A 21,400-nucleotide genomic window follows, 5' to 3' on the forward strand; every position below is an offset into this window, starting at 1 on the left:
AGCACTTCTGTGTTGACAGGGCAACGGTGAGGCCTATGAAATGCAAGAAGTGCGATAACCTGATTGGGAAAAAAGAATACGATAAATACTTCGGTTTGTGCAAAAAATGCGTTAATGATAACCCAGAGTTCCTATTGGCAAAATATCAAACTAAAATTAGAATTTTCAAACAAGTATTTTCATCGCCTGCACCGTTAGTGGTGTACAACGACGATATGACGCCACGTTTCATCTGCAACCTGCCAAAGATGGTGACAATAACCGACCCATCTGAAGAAAATTTTGCTCTTAAAATCGTTCTAAATAACGCTGTTTTTGAACGCGAGGGCAATACCGTAGGTTTTGCAGGATTCTTGTTTGATTCAAAATTTCATTGGGCAACAACCCCAGAAAATATGATACATGCTTGGAATTGGTTCAACAAAACGCTTAATGTTGATGATGATTTTTGGAGAAACATAGCGATTGACACTATTCGCGACACGCTTGATAATAGCTGGAATACTTACGAGAACGAAATGAATGATACTTTTATCGTTGACATACTTTATTTGATCTGGGCTTTATATAATCTTGATAAGTTAGGGATAGACACAAAAGAAAAGTTTTCAGAAATACGAATGCACTGCAAAGGTCGTACTCGCACCTTTGAAAAACTAAGTAAAAAATCGCAATTTTCCTACGATTTTAGATTCTCACGAGAAGCATGTCAAAGAATCACGGATATCAGGAAAACTTTCGCACACATGGCATCTGAGGCTAAATTAGCAGCACTATCAAAGGGTTACGGTTTCGATGTTGAGTTGAGCAATAATCCTGATATCAAAATTAATGGAAGATGGGTTCAGGTTAAGAAACCCATCGAACATTACATAACACCTCAAAATTTACATGGTATTGTTACAATCACTAATGAGACAACTGAAATAGAGAAACTTGCTGGATTAATTAAGGATGGTTTTAGGCAAAATGCTGATATCGTTGCTATTGAGGTAAACCACTTAGACGACCGAATTATCGACGGATACAAGGCTGTTTGGGGTAAAGAGATGAAATTGGCAAATGCACTTACTCTTGCTCTCGGATACACAACTAAAAGTATTGTGCTTGTTTTTAAAGAAACAGAAAAAGGCTGGCGTGGTAGAATAGTTAAATGTAAGAAAATTATTAACTGAAATCGCAGAAAAATACAGCTATATCGTTAACGTATGTTAAATCCTCATGACTTACGTTACCAAACAGAGTAACCTTCGAAGGTTATTCCACCTTAAACTTTGAAGGCATCAACGGCGAGCCGCATACAAAAACGGCTTCTCTTCTAATTCAAGCGGTAAACTGTACCGCAAAGGCATCGATCACATGATTGTTTCTTTGACGCCTTCTCGGCACTCTAACAATTCACTAATCAGGTTAACACAGCGTTTGGGCAATTTGTTTGGTGGCGGTTTAGTTTGTTGTGGCGTTTTGTTGGTTGAGCATGCTTTTTCGTTTGCGATTTCTTAATGTATACAGTGGCGGCTTGGTTAGTTTTTGTATTGGAAGGTGTAGTGTGTTTGTTGGTTGTTTTGGTGTTTTATAAAGCCCTTAAAGCCTTTTTGGTTGATGCATTGTTTGAATAGTTCGCGTTGCTGGCTGGGGGTCATGTTGGTTACGTTGAATTGTTTGGTTTTTTGCTGATTCATGCTGACCTTCTCGTTAAGTTAAACGCTTGTGCTTTTTTCGAGAACTGTTACTCTTTGGGTTTTCAGCAACCAATCACACTGAAGACTTGCGCCGATTTCCTCCTCAATTTGACCGTTTGCTGTGTTTTTGGCTTCTGGAACTAACTCGATTGCGATTATGGCAATTTTATCCATATTCTTGTCGCCTGTTGGGTTTCTTTTGGGTCTATGTATTGGGCAACTACCTTGCTGCATTGCGGACAGTGCACATGATACCCTTTAGGATAACTGGGGTCACCTGACAATTGTGCACCTTTTTTAGGAATTACTGCTCCGCAGGTGCAGTTCCAGATGGGTTGTTTGTGTTTGATTGAAAGTTCAGGATTCTTCAATTGTTTCTCACCATTACTTAATGGTACATGTCCTGTATATATGCTTGATTAGACTCTTATCTGCCCTCCACTAAAATACTTGACGTACCACCATGCCAACCAAACAATACCGAAACGTAAGCATACCCAAAGAACTCTACGACAAACTAGAAACCTTAGTTGACTCAAAACAAGCAGGCTACGTCAGCGTATCAGACGCAGTAAAAGACGCCATAAGAGAACTACTAAGAAAACACCAACTACTACCCTAAACACAAAATGCCTACAACTGTAATGTTTGTTTTTTTGCGTTTTTTGTTTGTTTGGGTGCGTTTTTCACCAATCTATTAGGCTCCAAATATTTGATGTATGCAGGTACCTTAGAGGGGAGAGGGGACTGGCGGTGTGGTGGTGCTTTTTTTGCAGCCTGCACACTTGGCGGGTGATGCCTAAGAGGGGAGGGTCAGTTTGGCTAAAAACACAGTCAAAAGCATGTTGGAATCGGGCGGTTCTGTATGGTTTTTTGTTTGTGAAAATTGTTTATAGGCGTCTGTTGGGTTGCTGCATTTACGGGCGAATTATCTTTATGGGCCATGCTAGTGCCCGACTTGTATTGCGCTGTTCAACGCTATTCATTGCTAAAAAAGAAAAACTATTGCCCAGCAGACAACGCCGCTGAGAGAGCATCGGAGCTCTTCTGAATCTCTTTAGTCACACTTGAAATCAGCTTAATACGCGTCTCAAGCATACGTTTTTGCGAACTGGTGAGACTTTTGAATTTGGGCAAAACATCCACCATAACCGCCGTCATCAAATCACGGTGCCGCTCCTCGCTCAGGTCTTTGAGTTCAAGGTGCCCATCGTCAAATTGCAGTACCAGGTGCCCGGTTGGGTCAACATGTGCTACAGTCACGTTGCCCAATTCGTCCGGGAGCGCTAACTGGTTTACTGCTATGGAGGTTGCTAGAGGTTTCATTAATTTAAGCAGGGAGATGAAGAATTGTTCAACCAAAATTTTCTCTTCAGAAGTAAGTTCGCTAATTTGTCCGATGTCGTCTGCTGTGCTTTTGAGTGAGTCCACGATTTCTTGGATTGGAATCTGTTTTTTCTTGTTTGCGTCAGCTGCTGATATTTGTGCTGTAGCTTCTTGTCCTATTACTTCTTGAGTCAATTTTGATCAACCTTCAATTCGGTTTCTTTGCTCTTTAGGTCTTGTATGTCGCAGGCACTATGCACAGAAGTTTTAGCCATACCCCACCGTTAAAAAAGATGTTGATTAGCATGGGGTATGAACCTTTACTGTTAGATGACATTTCCCGATTGCCAATTCCCAATTTATCGTTCCAGTGGCACCCCCAAAGTAAACAAGTAGAGGTGCAACCCAATTGAGCTACGGACACCAAGGCTTAAAAGAAAAAGCCGCAGCCAGCCGAATCAAAGAAGTCAGCTCACTAAAGCAAGACAACTTCAAAGTCACCTGCTCACTTGACAAAGAACGCCCCATGTCCACCAGCCCACTCTACAACAAATACAACATCCAACGCTTCGACCTACACCCCAACTACAACTTCTCACACCTAGACAGCATGATACCCAAAGGCACCCCCGAATACCTCGACCACGGCCTAAACTACGTAGAACGCATCATCCGCGCACTATACTACTTCAAACAATGCAGCCTCATCGGACCCTCAGGCACAGGAAAAACCCACATCGTCTACCTCGTCGCCGAACTCACGGGCTTGCCGATTTGGGAAGTCAACTGCGGCTTAAGCACCAGCAGCTTTGATTTGATTGGGCGTTTTATCGGTTTGGGCAAGGAAAACTGGGTTGACGGATTACTCACGCAGTGGCTGCGCAAGGGAGGCATCATGTATCTTGACGAAGCCAACATGATGAAACAAGACGTCGCAACCCGACTTAACCCCGTGCTTGACACCCGAGGGCACCTCGTACTTAACGAAAAAGACAGCGAAGTTATAGAGCGCCACAAATACGGTTACATGATTATCAGCATGAACCCCGCAACCGCTGAATTTAGCGGCACTAAACCGCTTAACGCTGCCATGCGCCGTCGTATGGCGGTTTGGATTAACTTTGACTTCCTCAGCGTCGGCGAAACCATCTCACCCCACGAAGTCGAAATGCTCAGAAAACGAACCAAAGTCACCCAAGACGTCGCCTACAAAATCATCCAAGCAGGCGCCGAACTGCGCAGGCAGTATAAGTCGGGTGATTTGCCTTATGGCCCCTCACTTGGTGACCTCATCAACTGGGCAACACTGGTTTTTGACGGCATGACCCCGATGAGTGCAGCGGAAGAAACCATTATCGGATTAACCAGCGACAACGTCGAAGTCCAATCGGATGTACGTAGAATTCTTGAGGCGGTCTTCAACAAAGCCTAAGGGGGCAAACGTTTGGGGTTTATTGAATATGCTTGGGGCATTTCCCTGCAGAAAGACGACACAAAAGTCAAAATCCTCCAAGACCCCAACCTAACTCAGCCGACACTTCAAACTGACAATGTCGGATTCACAATCAAACTCCCCACGGCCAAAGTTTTCGACGGCGGAGATGCCGCTTTTTTGGGTCATCGTTTTGGGGCAAAAAATAAGCCCAAAGCCCACGTGGGACGTCTTTTCCGTGCCTCTGTCGTGCACTTAACCGCTCACACGCTGGAGCCGTTTCCTAAAGAAAAGGTTGTGCCAACCCCATCTGACCCCATCACCGAAGCCTACGCCAAATCCCTAATCAACGACACCTACGTCAACGCATATGTCCAAACCAAACATCCCGAGTGCCTTCCCGACATCGCCTACACAAACACGCTCGCATACCAAAAAATCAAGGCTTCAAACCGCATATTCAACCCTTCAACACGCCTAATGGCTGCAATCCTAACCAAAACCAACACAGGCTTCGTCAAGAACTCTCTAGGAACAGATGAGGAAAAAGCTTTAGATGAAATTGCGGCGGATTTGGCAGCGCTAAAAGACACCTTTAAAATATCAATCACTGAGGAACAAACTGTTGACTTAAATGCGCTCTTTGACCAGACATTAAAGAAAATCAAGGATGCACTTGAGCCATTTGGACCCTTCTTGGAGGCACCGTCGCTTCGGCACACGGAAAGTCTTGGAAACTGTAGCATATACAGTGAAGTCGAAGCCTCAAGTGACTTTGACAGCATCTTTCCTCAAGCATTAACCAGCCTCGGCGGAACCATGCCCCAAGTCGACAGCATTGAGGAGGTTTGGCGTCCCGAACAAGAAGCCGAAGCCTTGCAAGCCTTCAACTCCGACTACTACCAAAAACTCAAAGAAGAAAAAATCCTCACCAAAATCCAACCCTACCTCGCATTAACCAAATTCAAAGATGTAGTTATTCCAGAGGAAGATTACACACAGTACCTGCGAGCGCGAAGCCTAGTTCAGGGAGCGAATCGGCGTCTTTTGGAGATTCTGCGTTCAGTTTACAATTACCTCGACGAAGACCCACGACAGGAAATGGGGCAGCTGGATTTAGCCGCGGTCATTCAATCCATAGCCGCGCAGAAACCCGCCACTGACGTGTTCGTGCTGGATGAGTATTTGCAGCCCAGTTTCGCGTGGAGCCTACTCTTTGACGTTAGCAATAGCATGCAGGTAAAGGGCGAGCAGGGGCGGGCGTTGGCGATTGCGGTTGCAGAAGCTGCTAAGGAACTCATGATGGATGCGACTTCGTGGTCGTTTTTTGGTTTCAGCGACAAACTCTACATCCTCAAAGACAGCACCGAATCCTACAGCAAAAAAGTTCGCGCCAGAATCGGCGGCTTAAAATTTGAAGGTTTAACCTTCATTCCCGACGCCATCCAAATCGCAGGCAAAATGCTTGCTAAACGCTGTGAGGAGCAGCGGGTTTTGATTGTGATTTCGGATGGGTGGCCTTATGGGTATCCTGAGATGCCTGAGGTTCTCAAGAACTGCGTAGAAGATTTACTTAGAAAAAACGTGATTGTGCTGGGCATCGGCGTGGAAACAGACAGGATGGGCAAGTTCTTTAGGATGCACTCGGCAGTTTACACCCAAAAAGACCTCTACAACAAATTCGGCACACTCTACGCTAATGCATCAAACAAAGCACTAGAAACCTAAACCAAAAGCATACAACATTTCTATTGGTGTCTATTAGAAATTCAATGCATATAGGGTTCTGGATTTTTTCCTTAGCAAGCAGAATCAAAGTCCGTCAAGGCAAGCCTAAATTGTCAAAGCTTTTAAAGTAAAATCGGCAAATAGTGTTTGTATGAAAAAGCAGTCTGTGGTTGTTGTTTTTGTGTTTTTCTTGTTTCTGCTGCCCTTTTCTTTAGGTAATGCTGAAGCTGACTCGGCAAATCCAACATGGACTATACAAACTGTGCAGCAAGGGCAAACTGCATGGCTTTCTCTTGCTTTGGATGCAAATGATTTTCCCTGCATTGGGAATGGGGATATTTATGCTACATGGAATGGCTCAAACTGGACTACCCAATTTATAGATTCTTCCCGCAGTTTTTATGGAGATTCTTTTCTTGTTTTAGATGTACAGGGGATTCCTCATGTGTGTTGTAGTTCCTCATCAGGTTTAAAATATGCTATCTTGAATGGTTCAACTTGGGTTATACAAACTGTGGATTTGGATGGAATTTATCCTTCGCTTGTTTTGGATAAGGCTGGTAATCCGCATGTTAGCTATCAGGATAGGGAAAATCTTCTTTTGAAGTATGCGGTTTGGAATGGTTCTGAGTGGAGTATTGAGGTTATCGACTCAACTGATATTGCAGATTCTTCTTGTATTGCTTTGGATTCAATGGGTTATCCACATATTTGTTATAGTGGAGGGGTTAATGGGACTTTGCGGCATGCTTTTTGGAATGGTTCTGCTTGGGTAGTTGAGGATGTGGTTTCTGAGAGGGCTTGGTCTATTTCGTTAAAGGTTGATGCGCAGGATAATTTGCATTTATGTTATACTGTAAGTGGTGACCAGCGGGGTTTAAAGTATGCTATTTTGTCAAGTTCTGAATGGGTGGTTCAGATGGTTGATCCTGCTGGTTGGGCTGCGTCTCTTGCTTTAGATAAATCTGGAGTTCCATGTATAGCCTATGAGGATACGAGTTTTGATGTGAAATTTACAAAGTTGGGTTCCTTAGGTTGGAGTACTCAAAGTATTGACAAATACGACTCTACATCAGGTATGCGTAATGGGTATATTTCTATAGTTTTGGATTCAAATGGAAATCCCCACATATGTTATGGTAACTCGAACGGAACGTGTTATGCAACAACAATTTTGCCTAAAATAACAGCAATCCCCACAGAAGCCCCCAACGAGTGGTTATCCCTCGATACCTCTGGATTAATTGCGGGTGTCTCGGTATCAGCTGTTATTGTGGTGTTGGCGGTTATTGCTTTATGGCAAAAGAAACTGAAAACTGGTTCCTGACTTAGCCTGTTTCATTCCTATTTGGTTCCTATTAGGAATTCATTGCAGAAACCTGAGAGGGGAGGTAACTATTGGCAAATTCTGCAGTCAAAAACATGTTGCTGAAGTGGTTTATCTTAATTTTTTGGTTATTGGGAGTGGCGTGCACCCAAAAAATTCGGAAGAGAGAGGGGGTAAAGGGAATCTTGGATCTGAGTGCACGTCACACAGGTTTGCTGCTTCTCAAATTTGCTAAAAGAAGATTTCCGATTTTGCGTCTGGCGTAGTTGTATTTTTGGTGGGCACGTTTTTTGGGCGTAGCGATTTTTTGGCTGTGTTTGCTTGTGATGAAAACTGAGCCGCCATTGTTAAGATGCTGCTTTACGGTGGAGTAGTTGACTTTTTCTGTTTCATGCACTGTTACGTCGCTGTTTGCGTTGTTATCCAGCAACAGTATCTGGAAAAGTGGTGCCGTAGTTTTTTTTGCCGTATTTTTCAAGCGGATTTCTTCCCTCAACATTTTGAGGTAATTAAGGTATAATGTGGAAAAGTCTTAAAGCTATGTGACTGCGCAGCTACAACAACAGTTTATCTGCCAAGAATAAACTCTGCAACTTTGATGCTACAAAGCGAGGAAACCACCAAATCCGCGCTCTCACCCAAAAGCGCATCTGCCCCATACTGCCCAGTTGTTACAGCCACACAAGCCATCCCAGCGGATTTGGCAGCTTTAACCCCAAAAACAGAATCCTCCAAAACCACACAATCCTCTGGGTTCACATCAAGTGCGGCGGCGGATTTGAGGAAAATTTCTGGGTCAGGTTTGCTGCGTGTGATTGACTCTGCGGTGAGTACTGTTTGGAAGTATTTTTCAACCTTTAACGTCGTTATCTGATGCTCAATGACATTCCGGTTATTCATGGATGCCAAGCCAACCTTCACTTTCCCATCCAAACCCTCCAAAAGCGCCCTTGCTCCATCGAAAAGCTTCACATGACCAGCATATTCAACTTCAAGCTGGCTTTTACGTGCAACCAGCCCCTCAACCACGCCAAAATCAAAGGGGCAACCTGCCTCTTTCAAAATTGCCTTAAAAGTTTCCGAAGCACCAATACCAATACGGCTGGAAATAACCTCATCAGGGACGTCGCAATTGATTTCCTGTAGAGCTCTATGAAAAGAGTACAAGATAGCCTTTTTTGTGTCTGCCAGTGTTCCGTCCCAATCAAAAATCACTGCTTCAAACATAAGAACCGCTAGGTGAGGTGGAGTTTTTCGCGGATTTGCTGGCTTTTCTTTGTGGCTTCCTCAACTGCGCGTATCATAGCTGGGCGTATTTGGCTTTGCTCAATTTGGTATATGGCTTCGATTGTTGTTCCGCCGGGCGTTGTGGTCATGTCTTTGATTTTTGAGGGTTCCTCATGTAAATCCAGCACCAGTTTACCTGTCGCCATAATGCACTGCGCCGCTGCCGTTTGAGTGATGTTTCGTGGCAAGCCGACTTTCAAGCCTGCATAGGTTAAGGCTTCAACAATAACTGACAAGTACCCCGGCGCACTACCGCTCAACGCGGTGATTGCATCCATATATTTCTCGTCAATTTCCTGAGCAACACCCATCATGCCAAGCAAAGTTTGGATTTTTTCCTTGTCCTCAACTGTGACGTTTTCTGTGCAACAGTACGCGGTGTAGGAGGCTTGCACCATTGCACCAAGATTAGGCATAACGCGAACGATGCGGGATTCTGAGGCGTGGTTTTTCAGGAAAGCCAAGGGCACGGTTGCAGCTACGGAAATTAAGAGTTTGCCTTTGAGCCCCTTGCCGGCTTCCTCTAAAACCTTGGCTACGTCACCAGGTTTAACAATGATAAAAATTATGTCAGCGTTTTCGGCTGCTTTACAGTTGTCACTGCTAACTTTTGCACCCAACTTCGCAATCTCTGCCAGTTTTTCAGGGGCAATATCAACTGCCGTGATTTCGCCGCCGTAATTGCCGTTGAGGAGGCTTTTGATTATGGCGCTTCCCATCATGCCTGCGCCGATGACCGCAATTTTATCATTCATGAGTATTCACTGACGTTTTAAGAAAACTGGCGCGCTCTTTAAACTTTCCCTAACCAACCACAACAGTGCCTGTTAGCTTCTTTTTAGTTTTCCAAAACACCCCTGGAAAGGCTGAATCTTTAAAGAAAAAAAGACCCTTTCCAAGGTATTCAGATTACTTTGCATTATCTCCCTGTTACTGTAACTGTTCGTCTTCCTTTAAAGCAAAAACAACAGCATAATCAAATGAACGTGATATTATGAAATCAGCAAAAATTTCAGAAAATCAACGAATCAGTAAAACAGAGAAACAATTCTTAGGCGATGAAAACCTGTGGTAGATGGAATCTTTGACCACCTAACATGCAAACCAAAGCTTACAATAAAAGCGCCAGATGGCCTGAACTATATTGATTTGGATACATTTTTTGATACAGATGGCACTAATGCATTAACACTACAAATTGGCCACAGCATCAAACTTCCTTGTGATGCACCAAATATGGACAGGGTAACCCTTGTAAACTACATATGGAAATGGACAAATAGCATTTGGCAAAGCAAGAATTATACAATTCCTGTTGGAAGCAATTATATCCGATTTAAAGATACGCAAGGTGAAGATGGAAACTATGGCGATCTGGCTTTAATCACAATAACCGATGTTGATGTAACAGACGATCCAATTTTGACTTGGAGCCAAGGTATGGTGATAAAGAAAGACTTGGCCGTTGGTGGATATCTTGCTTCAAATCAAGGTGCAATAGCGCTGGGAAGCGGATTAAAAAGTACATCAATTGATCCGCCAAGAGTATGGCTTATGCATTCTGAAAATCACCTTCTGCATGATATTAATGGAAGCGACACAGCACCAGAAGCCCTTGAAATAAACCAGATGTACATTCACACTAAAGAAGAAGATGTTGAAATATATAATCATCTTTTTAAATGTACAGCTAAATCACCTGATGTTTGGACTGATTTAGGTCATAAAGATTATTACAATAAAACCTTTGATACTTTGCATATTCATCGCTCCAATCGTACAAACCTAGGGAATTTAAAATGCGCAGATGTTTATGCAACAAGTATGTATTTTGGTGTTGAACCTACTGAAGACGCCCCAGGAGTAATAAACAAATTTAACCCAAACAACTACACTTACGACGCCAATTTATATCGATATGCAACAAGTGTTTTAAAAACAGACGCTAATTTTGTTGTTGGTAATGCATATCTGAATGTTAATCCAACAAGTAGCAACCCAACACTTAACCTACAAGTTAATGGCAGTGGCAAAGCATCATTTGGTCACGATGGATCTGACACACACCTTGTTTCCTATGATGGGTCTCTAATATTAACCTCAGCAAATGGAGTTATACAATCATCTGGTAACATCAACATAGTAAAAAGTGGGCCTGTCTTTAACTTTTATAATGGAGTAACTTGGCTTGGTGATTTAGGTAGCGACAATAGCAACTTTTACTTAACTGCAAGAACAGGCAATCTAGTTCTATCAACAGTTTCTGGCGACGTAGTAACAGACAGCAAGCTTGTTATTAACAATCATCTCAAAGTAAGCGGAAGCATATACTTATTTAACGGTTCTGTTAATGCTCGTATTGCTTCTGATGATGAGGGCAAAATATCTTTAAATTATAATAACGCTGCTACAGGGTCATTAGTATGGTATGGTGGTTCGACTACATCTAAATTTAGTATAGATACTGCCGGTCAAGTTTCGCTTCCAATTCAAGGTTCATCGGGCGGACTCGTCATAGGCGGTGATACAAATCTTTATCGTTCAGCCGCTGATGCCCTCAAGACTGATGACACATTCAAGTGTTATGCTCTAGGCATTGGTGAAACTAATTATGGCATCGTTGAAACAGGCGACTTTTCCGCGCACGACCTGTACACGGGCGGAACCAAGCGATTGGATAGTTCAGGTGTAGCAACTATTACAAGATTAAGCATTAGTTCTGCACCAAACGTTAACACAGGTGATATAGCATTTGGAAAAACCGGTTATCCTGCACCTACCGCTATTAGGTGGGCTTGGTCGTCCCGTGATAATAACATGGATGCTTTGTTTTATGCATACGATGGAACAACATTCCAATACTACATGTTTTTTGATTGGGCAAACACTTTACTTTCATTCCGGACCAACACCGAGGTGAAAAAAACACATCCTGTGCTTAATCTAAAAAGGGCAGACAACACAATAATTGGGATGCTAGGCAGTTCAGATGACACTAACCTGTTCCTGAGTAATCCCTACGGCAGCCTAACACTTTCCGCGTCAACAGGCTACGTGACTGCAGGTAACAGCGCCCAATATTTAGGGCATCCAAACACAAGATGGCTTAACGGCTACTTCAAAAACTTAAACGTTGCCAACAGCGGGGGGTCAGCAGATTTATCACTTGCGTCAACAGGCACTGAAGCACAAGCTCAAACATCAATTGTTTTTGATAATAACCCATCGGACGGCACAAGACGCCTGTTTTATTTAATTCAAAAAGATACTGGCGAAATAAAATTCATAAGTTATACACCAAGCACCGATACATGGCGTGACCCACTGTTAAAATTGGATTATTTAGGTAACTTGACTGCTTATGGTAATGTCACAATCAACAGATCCAGCCCAGTACTTAACTTCAATAACGGCGCAACTTGGCTTGGGGATTTAGGCAGCGACAACAGCAACTTTTACTTAACTGCAAGAACAGGCAATCTAGTTCTATCAACAGCCTCTGGCGACGTAGTGATCAACGATTTATTAATGCTTAATCATGGATTAGGAATAACAGGAACAAACTATGGCATCAACGAATATGGCAACTTTGCAACCAACTACATCGTATCGTCTGCACCTGCATCATCCACAACAAGTTTTGGCTATAAATGGGAACCCAGTAATGTAGCTAACGCTCTGATAACATTTTTGCAAGGAACAAGCACACCTTCAAGGTTTCTGCCTATGTTGCTAATGAAGCCTATTGGTGAGAATATGTTTGGACTATGGTAGACATTAATTGAAGACGCAAACGACACGGGCAATAATCCAGTTATTGAACTCAGGGCTTCAAAAGAATCTGGAGTAATAACCACCAGACCATTGATCCATATCACTAATAATGCAGTTTCTGTGTTGCAGATTGCAGCATCAGGAAACACAACAGCTTATGGTAATATTACAATTGACAAGAGCAATCCAGTTATTGACTTCTACAACGGCGCAACGTTCCTCGGTAACATTGGCAGCGACAATACAGACTTCTCTATCGGCGCACAGCAACGTGACTTGATTCTTGGTGCAGCATCAAAAATCAAGATTGCATCCCCATTAAGCGTTTTCGGTTCAGACAGCAACTATCACGACGGTGTCAGCACCACAATCTCATGGGATGGCGGCACACACTATATAGCCATAATCAAAGGCGTCATAGTAGCAGCGGCTTAATCATGTTCAAACCAAAACAGGTGCAAGACGCTAAAAACGGAGGTGAACTCTATGACTGAACAAACTCCGCAGTTTCCTCCTGAAATTGCACAGCAATTAAGTATGCTTAACATGCGTGTTGGCAACGTTAACCTTTCAATGACAGACCTTGTCAAAGAAATGGACAAGGCGCTTAAAGCTATGGCTGCAAAAATTGCTGAGCTACAAAAAGAAAACGCAGAACTAAAGAAACCCAAGCAGTAAACTCTGTTTGGCAACTCTTTTTATTTTTTTTTAATTCCACAAATCTGGAACCCTAAAATGGTTCTCTTTCTACCCTATTTTTTGCAGTTATTTGTAAGTTCCCTGAGCACTTTTTTCATTTCTTTTGCTGGCGCAGTGGTTCTTATGCCGCGTGTGTTGAAATGTGACAGGACTGCTGAGTAACCTGCGTTGTGCAGTGCGGTCAGGTATGCTTGGTTGGATACGGAGGGTAAGTCAAATTTTCCGCTTAATCGGTCAACAACGTAGTATGTGATGGGTGCATTGGCTTCCTGAACGGTTTGGGCTAAGAGCTTGCTTATTCGCAGGCTGGTTCCAAGCGAAACCTTCTTGCTCTCCAAAATCAGCGCCTCGCAAAATGAGCTGTCCCAAAGGTTTCCCGTCCAGAGTGGTCCTGCATAATCCATTCTTGCACCACATTCAGGACAGGTTAGACATCCAAAGAGTTTCTGGGCTACTTCTCGATGCATGCAGTTGAAGCAGTGTAGGATGTAGCCGAGGTTTTTTATGGATTCATCAGCTTTTTTTGCTCCATAGCTGATTTGGCTGTAGAGGCGGATGTAGTGGTCGCTGCTGTGGCAGAACAGCGGTTTGATGCCGATGTCATGCTTAGCCGCCAGCGATGCGGTGCAGCCTGCCAAAAACCTAATTGCAAGCTCGTGGCAGTATTCGGTGCGTAAAGGTTTGGCGCCGTATTTGCGTAGGCAAGCTTTGGCATGGACTCCACAGAGAGGTGCAAGGTCTGTTGCTGTGGATGCTAAAAGTCCTTTGTTGCGTAGAGCGCGAATTGCTGCGGCAATGAAGGGCACAGGTGTCCCAAACGGGTCAAGGTCGACGATGTCAAAGCGTTTTTTTGGTGAGGCGTTGGCGTCAAGGGTGCAGTTTGCGTCTTTTCTGCGGATTGTTACTTTATCCTCAACGCCGTTTAGGGTGATGTTGTGCTTAGCTAATGCGTAAGCATGCCTGTTAATGTCGCCTGCAAGCACGGATTTTACGCCGTCTATTTCTTTGGCGTAGCGGATTGCACGGATGCCCTGGCTGGTGAGTGGCTCGCAAATGCTGACTTCACGGTTTAGCATACGCTGGAAGGTTTGGAATACCAGCACTGACAGGTCACGGTTAAACTCCATCACAGGATTGTAAAACACTGGCGCTTTGGAGGGTGCAAACTCGGATGGTTCGGTTGTGTACTCGTCAAGTTTAGGAACCAGCATGTCCGCTTTGCCTTCATGGATGATTTCTGAGGGAAAATCTGGCGTGTAAACTTTTTTGGTTACCGTTCTGCTGCACCTTCTGGCATAAACCGCATGCAAGCATATTTAGATTATTGAATAACCTGCTGATTGATATTATGTGTTCTTGATTGAGGTTTTGGTTGGCGTAAGTAAAATAAAGCTGCAGCCCCGCTATCGTATGTTTACAGGTGAGAGCATTGTCGGGAAAAGAAACCTTACTGCCATACGTGAAAGAGAAAAAAGACGGCGAAGAAACCTCAATCATTGTTGATAGCCGAGAAGCAAGCAGCGCAGATAAAATCGTAAAAGGCTTACTGGAAAGGGGCGTGGATGTAAAGTCAGAGTTTCTGGAGCGCGGCGACTACATCCTCAGTGACCAGTGCGCGGTGGAACGCAAAACCGTCAAAGACTTCGTCTACACACTCACACGCCGCTACCTCTTTGAACAAATCTTTGGCTTAAAAGAGGCTTACCCTAAAGCCATGGTGGTACTGGAAGGTTATTTGCCCATCGTGTTCAAATACAGCAAAGTTGCGCCTGCCGCAGTTTGGGGCGCCATGTTTAATCTTGCAAAAAACGGCATCCCCATAATCAACACGCCCTCCCATAAAGAAACAGTGGATTTTCTCTACACTGCCGCGCGTCAAGAACAAATCGTGGAAAAACGCAGCCCCACCGTACATGCAGTCAAAAAATGTGAGACGCTCTCGGATGCGCAGGTGTTTTTTGTTGCGAGTTTGCCAAATATTGGGCATGAGAAGGCAACAGCAGTTTTGGGGGCGTATCAGACACCGATGAATGCGCTGATTAATGTGGAGGATTGGCATAAATCCGTTAATGGGTTGGGTCCCGTGATAACTAACAAGGTCAAAGAAGTATTGAGCACTCCTTATAAGCAATCATGCAAAGAATAAAGCGGTAGAGGGGTAATGAAAAAGCTCAAGCTGGCGCTCGCTGTAGTCTCGGTTTTAATTGTTGTTGTTCCGATTGCAGCGCTTGTTTTGGTTTACAGCGACAACTTGATGGATACAGTAATTCCTCAAGACATTAAAAGTGCATTTAGTAGCGGTTTGAGCAGTCAAAGTGAGCTTTACCCTCAGGTGCTAACTGGAACCTTTAATTCAGAAGATAACACAGTCAGCTTTCAGTTTAACATAACAAACCCCCTAAACACAGAGCTCACAGTCACCTCATTAACTGCCAACATCATCGCTTTTGACGACAACAAACCATTAGGCAACATAGCTCTATCCTCGCCTGCAACTATTGAGATAGGGAAAAGCGTGGTTCTGCAGGTTTCTGGACAGCTAAACGCAGGTTTGGACGAGTATTTTGCTAATTATGTCTCAGGTGGTTACCAAAGCATTCACGTTGCATTCCAAAACCTCAACATTAAGGCAGGAGGAATCCAAATTCAAATGAACCACCAAGATGCGGGCTCTATACCATTGGGAGGTTTAGCGTAGTGGCAGGACAAATTAACTGGGTTGGTGTTGCAGGTGGCGCAGTTACGCTTGTAACGGTTGCGGTTTCATGGTTTGCTCCATGGTGGCAACTAACCGTGGGTGACAGCTTAGTAAAGGCAAATGTTTCCCCAATCAACATGAACCTTGACTTGTTTGGCACCTCTTTCATGGTACCCCTAATCACAGCCCTAAACATCATCACAATCACAACGTTACTGACAAGCGCGATTTGCCTGCTGGTCTACTCATTTAACACAGAGAAACCCTACGCCAAAACCCTGCTGGATTTTGCCTACAAAAAACCATTCTACGTGCTTGTAGCATTTTTAGCGGGGTTGATTGTGGTTGTGTTTAGTTTGCAGTACATGTTTGGAATGAACATTCCCCTTCTGGGCTCGGGCACGATTACACTGCCAACTGTTTACACAGCCAACGCAACAATCATCGCAGATGCTACAGGCATGTTCCAATTGTCCTTTGTGCTCTCAATCGTTGCGGTTGCCCTGTGTATAGCTACCAAATTTTATCATCCAAAAACTCAGCCGCCACCCCCGCCAACTGACGCAACTGTTTTTCCGCAGACATCGGATGCAGGTACAGTTAAGGTTTAAAAGAACAACCACATTATTTTGTTGCCATCATCGTGTGGGGCTTTCGGCTAGCTTGGTCTAGGCTTGTAGCCTCGGGCGCTATAGACCCCGGTTCAAATCCGGGAAGCCCCACCATAATGCAAAATAAAGGTTAAATTGAGCGCTTTCTCTGGTTTGTTTTGATGGAGCCTTAAAGGTGCCGAAGAAGAAAAACGTCAGCATAGATGTGAGTGAGTGCGAAACTTTTGATTCCTACAGCGAAAAACTCACGAGCAAGTATGGCGACAATTGGCTTGGCAGGGGCAAATGCACGGGCTTGGAGTTTAAGCGTTGGTTGGCTCTGCGTGATAATTTGACGGAAATCCCTTAAGGGGTTATTTTTTTGTCGGTTGCTGATTTGCTTTATCGTAATAAGGTGAGGTTTTCTCGATTTTTGACATTATACTTTTGCGGAACAGCACAATGAATACTTTGAAAAGTCCAAATTGCTTCTTAACATGGTTAAAGTAATCCTCGCTGGTGTGATTCTGAAAATCAAATTCTTCCTGCGCCACTTTGGTGTCATACCAGTCCAAATGATACGTGTTAATGTCATCAGTGAAGTATTTTGGGTCAGGCACAGAAAGCGACAGCGCCCCAAACAAACGCGACAAAAATTCGCCCCCTCTTAGCTGCCAACCATTTTTTTCTCCGCCACCCAGAATATACGCTTGATTTTTCTGTGTAGTGCCCGCTTTCAGCTTTTCAGCTCCAGCAACTAAGGCGGTTGCGACATCTGCATCCATTATCATCTCAAGCCGCATATCTGGGTGCATATCAAAAATCTCCTCCAGCAAAGGAAGCGCACGTGCCATGGCAAAGATGGAAAAATTAGGGAGCACACCTGCAAGCCTAAAAATGAGATAGCTGTCCGCTTTTTCTTTGAGGAACTGTTCGCATTTAATTTTTGATTCCTCATAATTTCCCGTGACAACCAAGGGGTCATTGCGGTCAACCAGTTTATCCTGCAGTTGAGTAGCACCCATCACGCTTGCTGATGAAGTAAAAATAAAGGGGATTGCCCGTTTTGTCTCTTTGATTGCCTCAATCAGGTTTACTGTGCCGCCATAATTAACGTCCATGGTGAGTTCACGGTGTTTTTTTGAGGCAGGAGGAATTATCGCTGCAAGATGAATCACCGCATCACAATCCAAAACCGCTGCTTTAACATCCTCAAAATTTCTGATGTCCCCAAAAACCACAGTTTCAATTTTTTTGTGATACTTCTTGGCGTCTTTGCGGGTTTTTTTGTTTTCTACTTCAAACACGGCTACTTCATGACCGCGTTTACATGATTCTTCAATTACTGCTTTGCCGATGTTTCCAAAAGCACCCGTGATGAGTATTTTCATTAGTTATCGCTAAATATGCACGCTGACCCCGCTTTAAAGGTATGCAAACTCGTAACTTTTTGCCAGTTTTGAAAGCTTGATTTGTGCAAAGACATAAATTTGAAAGCAGCTATTTGGCTGGGTATGAAATCCGATTGTACCCGATGTGGCAAAAATTTTAAAGGATTACCCTTCGAAGCCACAATCAATGGAAAAAAAGAGTCTTTTTGTAATGAATGCTATGTGCAGGTTAAAGAGGAGTATAATCAGAAAGCCACTTGTGATGATTGCGTTTTCTTTGATGATGATGCCTGCGAATACAAAGGCAAACTAACACCTGTGAATCTTTCAGGTTCAGAATATTTTGTGCAAAGAGAAAACTGCCGCCACTTCAAAGACAGTTCAGACCAAGAAAATCTTGCCCTCAAAGGCACCGTGAAAGCAGGCAAGGAAGCAAAAACTGAAACCGACATACTCATTGTAAAGCTGACACAAAATAGCAAAACATTAACGTATTACTGTTGCCACTGCGGAAAACCCCTAAAAATCGGAGCCAAAAACAGCATACTAAAAACGTGCCCCTACTGCAAAAAAGACCTAACAGTAATTGACATGGTCAAACTTATCAACCAACACCTCTAAGCCCACCAATTTTGGGCACGATACCTTGTGTCATAGTTGTATGATTGCTGCGGTGAAGTCTTCGTCGCCGATGGTTCGGCTTTTATGCCCTTTCCCCGAAGTGTCCTCAAGCAGAAACACGTCACCTGTATGGAAAACCCGAACTTCACCATCACTCGCGATAATTTCAAACGATCCAGAGAGGCAGCAGAAAAACTGCTTTTTGGGTGCAGGGTGCCAATCGCCAAACCAGCCCTTGGCGGTTCTGAAAAAGACAAGTCGGCTGGCTTCTGTGTAGTTGGAGAGCTCTACGGGTGGTGCTGGGGGCGCAAAATTCACGGATTCAAAAGCGACTTCAACATTTTTGAAATGAGATTCACCTTGACTGTCAGTGTAAAGCAGGGTATATTTCAAAAACATCAACCTCAAATAAAATGCACTAAAATTAACCATTTAAAGTTATGCCAATCAAACAACTCCAAGCAAACAATTTTGCCCAAATGCAGAAAGCCCTAACCTTTTTTAGTTATCAAATCCCACTTACCATTGAGGAGATACCTGTTGCTTTTTAACCATAAATCCTCACAAAAACTATACATTGACCTAGGCGATTTGCAAAACGAAGTAGAAAACCTGACAAGTTACCTGCAAAAACACCTAAACGTTACAGCTTCCCAAAACGGCAACAAATTAATGATTGACTCAGACGACGTGTCTTTGCCTGAACTGGAATACAAAGTGAAAAAGTTCGTGTATCATCGGGACCTAAACCGTACCCACTGGGTCTCAAACGAAGGCTCAACAGTAAAAATCAACCGTTTCAACAATCAGACCAGAAAAAAAGGTAAAACCAAAAAAGTACCTCCTCATCAAAACGTCGCCCAAAGCTGGGGACTCTAATCCCCTATTCATTCTGGGTTTGTTTTGTTTTTGATTTCAAAAGTTCCTTGGCTCGTTCTGTATAGGGATTAAAGTACGCTTCATTTTCGAGCTTGTTGCCTTCTGAGAAGAAGTCATCCACGGTTTTTCCCATTGCTTTACCCCTTGCAGTATGCATATCCAACGCGAAATCAGGAATCAGCGGCAGTTTGCCTTGGTCACGTTCCGCATAAACCACGTTTTGGAGGTCATCGGTTATGCGGCTTTTCTGGCTACGGCACAAACACACTACCGCATTAACCAAAAATAAAGATGAGTTGTTGTCGCCAAGCTTAGACTTCTCCGCCAAATACTGCTTATGCATGACATCCACGAGCAGGGGCATATTGGGGTTAGCTGGTCCGATATCTTCTGATGCGATGATTTTTAGGCGATTCCACAGCATAGTCTGATTAAACTCTTCGAGCTCCACTGCAAAATGTGTTACCTCGTACTCCATACCTCTGCGGATGCACTTCTGAAGCGCACTGAGCAGTTCGTAGTGGTCGTAGCCGTGTTTTGTGTTAGCCAAGATAATCCTCACCAAAAAATTTGTGGATATACCAGATAAGCTTTGCCTATTCAAGCCTGTAAGGCGAAATTAGTTGAATATTTCGATTTTTTCCACTTTACGTGATTCCGCCTCAACCAGCACGTAATAAACCGTAATCAGCACCAGAATCATTGCAATCCCAATCACCAACGCCTCTTGGGGCATGCCGATAAGTAGGGCGATTAAGCCGCCGATGGCAATTATGGGCAATACTGGGTAGAGTGGCACTTTGAAGCCTGCGGGGGCTTTTTTGCGTCGGAAGTGAACCAGCGCAAAACTGGCGATAAGGTAACAGAAGAGGATGCCAAAGTTGCTAATTGATGCCATCACGTAGATGTCACCTGAAAAAAGCATCACAATCCCAATTGCTGCTGAGATAATCACGCCATTAACCGCCACGTCCCGTTTCTCATTGTATTTGCGCACGATTTTAGGCAGTAGTTTGTCGGTGCCGATTTGATAGAGCACACGTGAGGAACCCATAATCATAGCCAACGCCGCAGAGGTTGTGGCAATCAAAGCACCAATGGAGACAACGGTGAAGAGCCAGCCTGGTGCTCCTGCAGTGCGTAAGGCAAAGGAGAGCGGGTCAGAGGATATACCGTATTGGCTGGCGGGCATCAGAAACAGAAGCGCAACAACCACCAAAATATAGAGCACCATACTGATAACAACCGATGAAACGATAGCTTTTGCTGCTCCTGCGCCGCCGCCTTTAACATCCTTTGTAATGGTGGAAATTGCTTGGAAGCCTGAGTAGGCAAAGAAAATCACGACGCTAGCCGCGAATATAGAACCCACATTTGCTGATTGGAAGCCTGAGGTGAAATTGTTGGATATTGTGTCACCGTTGCCGAAAGCGAAAAGCAGAGCAAACACAATGAAAAGGAGTAGTATGCCGATTTTTACAATGACAAGGGCGAAGTCGGCTTTGGCGGCTTTACTGACGCCTAAAATGTTCACGACGGCAAGAACCAGAATCAGAGCTATCGCGAAAACAGTTGGGTAAACATTGCTGCTCACGCCGAGTAAACTGGTTAAATATGAGCCGAACCCTAACGCGATGGGCGCGATTGAAGAGGCATACGCGAAGTAGAGCATTATGCCTGTTACAAAGCCCAGTTCACTGCCAAATGCTTCGTAAGCATATGAGTAGGAGCCTCCTTCTGCTTGAGGCATAATTGAGCCGAGCTCGCCCAACTCCAACGCGACAATTAAGGCAATCACGCCGACAATGACAAACGCGATAAGCGATGCTGAACCCGCGAGGGCTATGGCGGTTCCACTGAGGACAAAAATGCCTGCGCCTATGATTGCGCCTAACCCAACTGCGGTTGCTACTTTAACGCTAATCTTCTTGTCCTGCAAAACTTACCCCTTATAGGCTTTGGTTAA

The 21,400-nt window shown here is 44.0% G+C and carries 26 protein-coding genes and 1 tRNA gene; 15 read left to right on the forward strand and 12 right to left on the reverse strand.

What is annotated here, in order from left to right; translation table 11 throughout:
* Window positions 1–35: 35 nt before the first annotated feature.
* Window positions 36–1,175: a hypothetical protein gene (locus tag NWF01_09590; protein MCW4025270.1), complete on the forward strand. Its 1,140-nt coding sequence runs from the start codon at window positions 36–38 to the stop codon at window positions 1,173–1,175.
* 348 nt (window positions 1,176–1,523) lie between these two features.
* On the opposite strand, the gene NWF01_09595 is transcribed toward NWF01_09590, so the two are convergent.
* Genes NWF01_09595 through NWF01_09605 form a run of 3 tightly spaced genes read right to left on the reverse strand, consistent with a single transcriptional unit; the run spans window position 1,524 to window position 2,053 of the window.
* Window positions 1,524–1,682, reverse strand: a complete 159-nt coding sequence (locus NWF01_09595; protein MCW4025271.1) for a hypothetical protein — start codon at window positions 1,680–1,682, stop codon at window positions 1,524–1,526.
* An 18-nt stretch (window positions 1,683–1,700) separates the two neighbouring features.
* Window positions 1,701–1,856 carry a hypothetical protein gene (locus NWF01_09600; GenBank protein ID MCW4025272.1) on the reverse strand — a complete coding sequence of 52 codons (156 nt, stop codon included), beginning with the start codon at window positions 1,854–1,856 and terminating at the stop codon, window positions 1,701–1,703.
* Window positions 1,838–2,053 (reverse strand): hypothetical protein, encoded by a 216-nt coding sequence (locus NWF01_09605; GenBank protein ID MCW4025273.1) that lies wholly within the window; start codon window positions 2,051–2,053, stop codon window positions 1,838–1,840. Before NWF01_09605 ends, NWF01_09600 begins: the two co-directional genes overlap by 19 nt.
* 92 nt (window positions 2,054–2,145) lie before the next feature.
* Between NWF01_09605 and NWF01_09610 the strand changes: the two genes are divergently transcribed.
* Window positions 2,146–2,304: a ribbon-helix-helix domain-containing protein gene (locus tag NWF01_09610; GenBank protein MCW4025274.1), complete on the forward strand. Its 159-nt coding sequence runs from the start codon at window positions 2,146–2,148 to the stop codon at window positions 2,302–2,304.
* A gap of 380 nt (window positions 2,305–2,684) precedes the next feature.
* Here the strand turns inward: NWF01_09610 and NWF01_09615 are convergent, their stop codons facing one another.
* Entirely contained in the window at window positions 2,685–3,203 is a 519-nt protein-coding gene (locus NWF01_09615; GenBank protein MCW4025275.1) for a hypothetical protein, read from the reverse strand.
* Between the two features lie 214 nt (window positions 3,204–3,417).
* On the opposite strand from NWF01_09615, the gene NWF01_09620 reads away from it, so the two are divergent.
* The 3 genes from NWF01_09620 to NWF01_09630 all read left to right on the forward strand — a co-directional run bounded on the left by NWF01_09620 (window position 3,418) and on the right by NWF01_09630 (window position 7,495).
* A complete protein-coding gene (locus tag NWF01_09620) occupies window positions 3,418–4,440 on the forward strand; it encodes a CbbQ/NirQ/NorQ/GpvN family protein (GenBank protein ID MCW4025276.1) in 1,023 nt (340 codons plus the stop codon).
* 12 nt (window positions 4,441–4,452) lie between these two features.
* Window positions 4,453–6,168, forward strand: coding sequence for a VWA domain-containing protein (locus NWF01_09625; protein ID MCW4025277.1), 1,716 nt, complete (start codon window positions 4,453–4,455; stop codon window positions 6,166–6,168).
* Window positions 6,169–6,319: 151 nt separating this feature from the next.
* Window positions 6,320–7,495, forward strand: coding sequence for a hypothetical protein (locus tag NWF01_09630; GenBank protein ID MCW4025278.1), 1,176 nt, complete (start codon window positions 6,320–6,322; stop codon window positions 7,493–7,495).
* A 202-nt stretch (window positions 7,496–7,697) separates the two neighbouring features.
* Here NWF01_09630 and NWF01_09635 read toward each other — a convergent pair whose 3' ends face one another.
* The 3 genes from NWF01_09635 to proC form a co-directional block, all read right to left on the reverse strand.
* A complete protein-coding gene (locus NWF01_09635; protein MCW4025279.1) occupies window positions 7,698–7,973 on the reverse strand; it encodes a hypothetical protein in 276 nt (91 codons plus the stop codon).
* Between the two features lie 89 nt (window positions 7,974–8,062).
* The gene (locus tag NWF01_09640) at window positions 8,063–8,722 is read right to left on the reverse strand and encodes an HAD family phosphatase (protein MCW4025280.1); all 660 of its coding nucleotides are present in this window, start codon (window positions 8,720–8,722) and stop codon (window positions 8,063–8,065) included.
* Window positions 8,723–8,730: 8 nt separating this feature from the next.
* Entirely contained in the window at window positions 8,731–9,537 is an 807-nt protein-coding gene (gene proC, locus NWF01_09645; protein MCW4025281.1) for a pyrroline-5-carboxylate reductase, read from the reverse strand.
* A gap of 313 nt (window positions 9,538–9,850) precedes the next feature.
* On the opposite strand from proC, the gene NWF01_09650 reads away from it, so the two are divergent.
* From NWF01_09650 to NWF01_09660, 3 genes are all read left to right on the forward strand, one after another.
* Window positions 9,851–12,556, forward strand: coding sequence for a hypothetical protein (locus tag NWF01_09650; protein ID MCW4025282.1), 2,706 nt, complete (start codon window positions 9,851–9,853; stop codon window positions 12,554–12,556).
* Window positions 12,557–12,679: 123 nt separating this feature from the next.
* Window positions 12,680–12,991, forward strand: a complete 312-nt coding sequence (locus tag NWF01_09655; protein MCW4025283.1) for a hypothetical protein — start codon at window positions 12,680–12,682, stop codon at window positions 12,989–12,991.
* Between the two features lie 51 nt (window positions 12,992–13,042).
* Window positions 13,043–13,234 carry a hypothetical protein gene (locus NWF01_09660; GenBank protein ID MCW4025284.1) on the forward strand — a complete coding sequence of 64 codons (192 nt, stop codon included), beginning with the start codon at window positions 13,043–13,045 and terminating at the stop codon, window positions 13,232–13,234.
* A 74-nt stretch (window positions 13,235–13,308) separates the two neighbouring features.
* On the opposite strand, the gene NWF01_09665 is transcribed toward NWF01_09660, so the two are convergent.
* Entirely contained in the window at window positions 13,309–14,565 is a 1,257-nt protein-coding gene (locus NWF01_09665; GenBank protein MCW4025285.1) for a tRNA (guanine(10)-N(2))-dimethyltransferase, read from the reverse strand.
* 119 nt (window positions 14,566–14,684) lie between these two features.
* On the opposite strand from NWF01_09665, the gene NWF01_09670 reads away from it, so the two are divergent.
* The 5 genes from NWF01_09670 (at window position 14,685) to NWF01_09690 (ending at window position 16,913) form a co-directional block, all read left to right on the forward strand.
* Window positions 14,685–15,401 (forward strand): hypothetical protein, encoded by a 717-nt coding sequence (locus tag NWF01_09670; GenBank protein MCW4025286.1) that lies wholly within the window; start codon window positions 14,685–14,687, stop codon window positions 15,399–15,401.
* A 15-nt stretch (window positions 15,402–15,416) separates the two neighbouring features.
* On the forward strand, window positions 15,417–15,953 hold the full coding sequence (locus NWF01_09675; GenBank protein MCW4025287.1) for a hypothetical protein: 537 nt from the start codon (window positions 15,417–15,419) through the stop codon (window positions 15,951–15,953).
* Complete coding sequence (locus NWF01_09680) at window positions 15,953–16,564, forward strand: hypothetical protein (GenBank protein MCW4025288.1); 612 nt, start codon at window positions 15,953–15,955, stop codon at window positions 16,562–16,564. The genes NWF01_09675 and NWF01_09680 overlap by 1 nt, the downstream gene beginning before the upstream one ends.
* A gap of 36 nt (window positions 16,565–16,600) precedes the next feature.
* A tRNA-Pro gene (locus tag NWF01_09685) sits at window positions 16,601–16,678 on the forward strand.
* Between the two features lie 61 nt (window positions 16,679–16,739).
* Window positions 16,740–16,913 (forward strand): hypothetical protein, encoded by a 174-nt coding sequence (locus tag NWF01_09690; protein MCW4025289.1) that lies wholly within the window; start codon window positions 16,740–16,742, stop codon window positions 16,911–16,913.
* Window positions 16,914–16,917: 4 nt separating this feature from the next.
* Here the strand turns inward: NWF01_09690 and NWF01_09695 are convergent, their stop codons facing one another.
* Window positions 16,918–17,934 (reverse strand): NAD(P)-dependent oxidoreductase, encoded by a 1,017-nt coding sequence (locus NWF01_09695; protein ID MCW4025290.1) that lies wholly within the window; start codon window positions 17,932–17,934, stop codon window positions 16,918–16,920.
* A gap of 99 nt (window positions 17,935–18,033) precedes the next feature.
* Between NWF01_09695 and NWF01_09700 the strand changes: the two genes are divergently transcribed.
* Window positions 18,034–18,555 carry a hypothetical protein gene (locus NWF01_09700; GenBank protein MCW4025291.1) on the forward strand — a complete coding sequence of 174 codons (522 nt, stop codon included), beginning with the start codon at window positions 18,034–18,036 and terminating at the stop codon, window positions 18,553–18,555.
* Between the two features lie 30 nt (window positions 18,556–18,585).
* Here NWF01_09700 and NWF01_09705 read toward each other — a convergent pair whose 3' ends face one another.
* Window positions 18,586–18,948: a cupin gene (locus NWF01_09705; GenBank protein MCW4025292.1), complete on the reverse strand. Its 363-nt coding sequence runs from the start codon at window positions 18,946–18,948 to the stop codon at window positions 18,586–18,588.
* A gap of 147 nt (window positions 18,949–19,095) precedes the next feature.
* Between NWF01_09705 and NWF01_09710 the strand changes: the two genes are divergently transcribed.
* Window positions 19,096–19,434, forward strand: coding sequence for a hypothetical protein (locus NWF01_09710; protein MCW4025293.1), 339 nt, complete (start codon window positions 19,096–19,098; stop codon window positions 19,432–19,434).
* Window positions 19,435–19,438: 4 nt separating this feature from the next.
* On the opposite strand, the gene NWF01_09715 is transcribed toward NWF01_09710, so the two are convergent.
* Window positions 19,439–19,984 carry a hypothetical protein gene (locus NWF01_09715; protein MCW4025294.1) on the reverse strand — a complete coding sequence of 182 codons (546 nt, stop codon included), beginning with the start codon at window positions 19,982–19,984 and terminating at the stop codon, window positions 19,439–19,441.
* A 69-nt stretch (window positions 19,985–20,053) separates the two neighbouring features.
* Window positions 20,054–21,373 carry an amino acid permease gene (locus NWF01_09720; GenBank protein ID MCW4025295.1) on the reverse strand — a complete coding sequence of 440 codons (1,320 nt, stop codon included), beginning with the start codon at window positions 21,371–21,373 and terminating at the stop codon, window positions 20,054–20,056.
* Window positions 21,374–21,400: the final 27 nt, after the last annotated feature.

It is taken from the genome of Candidatus Bathyarchaeota archaeon (genome assembly GCA_026014585.1).
Taxonomy (GTDB): Archaea; Thermoproteota; Bathyarchaeia; order Bathyarchaeales; family Bathycorpusculaceae; genus Bathycorpusculum.

Bases quoted from the DNA above. Each gene is read 5' to 3' on its own strand.
- NWF01_09590 (MCW4025270.1), top strand. From the start codon at position 36: ATGAAATGCAAGAAGTGCGATAACCTGATTGGGAAAAAAGAATACGAT.
- NWF01_09595 (MCW4025271.1), bottom strand. From the start codon at position 1,682: ATGAATCAGCAAAAAACCAAACAATTCAACGTAACCAACATGACCCCC.
- NWF01_09600 (MCW4025272.1), bottom strand. From the start codon at position 1,856: ATGGATAAAATTGCCATAATCGCAATCGAGTTAGTTCCAGAAGCCAAA.
- NWF01_09610 (MCW4025274.1), top strand. From the start codon at position 2,146: ATGCCAACCAAACAATACCGAAACGTAAGCATACCCAAAGAACTCTAC.
- NWF01_09630 (MCW4025278.1), top strand. From the start codon at position 6,320: ATGAAAAAGCAGTCTGTGGTTGTTGTTTTTGTGTTTTTCTTGTTTCTG.
- NWF01_09640 (MCW4025280.1), bottom strand. From the start codon at position 8,722: ATGTTTGAAGCAGTGATTTTTGATTGGGACGGAACACTGGCAGACACA.
- proC (MCW4025281.1), bottom strand. From the start codon at position 9,537: ATGAATGATAAAATTGCGGTCATCGGCGCAGGCATGATGGGAAGCGCC.
- NWF01_09660 (MCW4025284.1), top strand. From the start codon at position 13,043: ATGACTGAACAAACTCCGCAGTTTCCTCCTGAAATTGCACAGCAATTA.
- NWF01_09675 (MCW4025287.1), top strand. From the start codon at position 15,417: ATGAAAAAGCTCAAGCTGGCGCTCGCTGTAGTCTCGGTTTTAATTGTT.
- NWF01_09695 (MCW4025290.1), bottom strand. From the start codon at position 17,934: ATGAAAATACTCATCACGGGTGCTTTTGGAAACATCGGCAAAGCAGTA.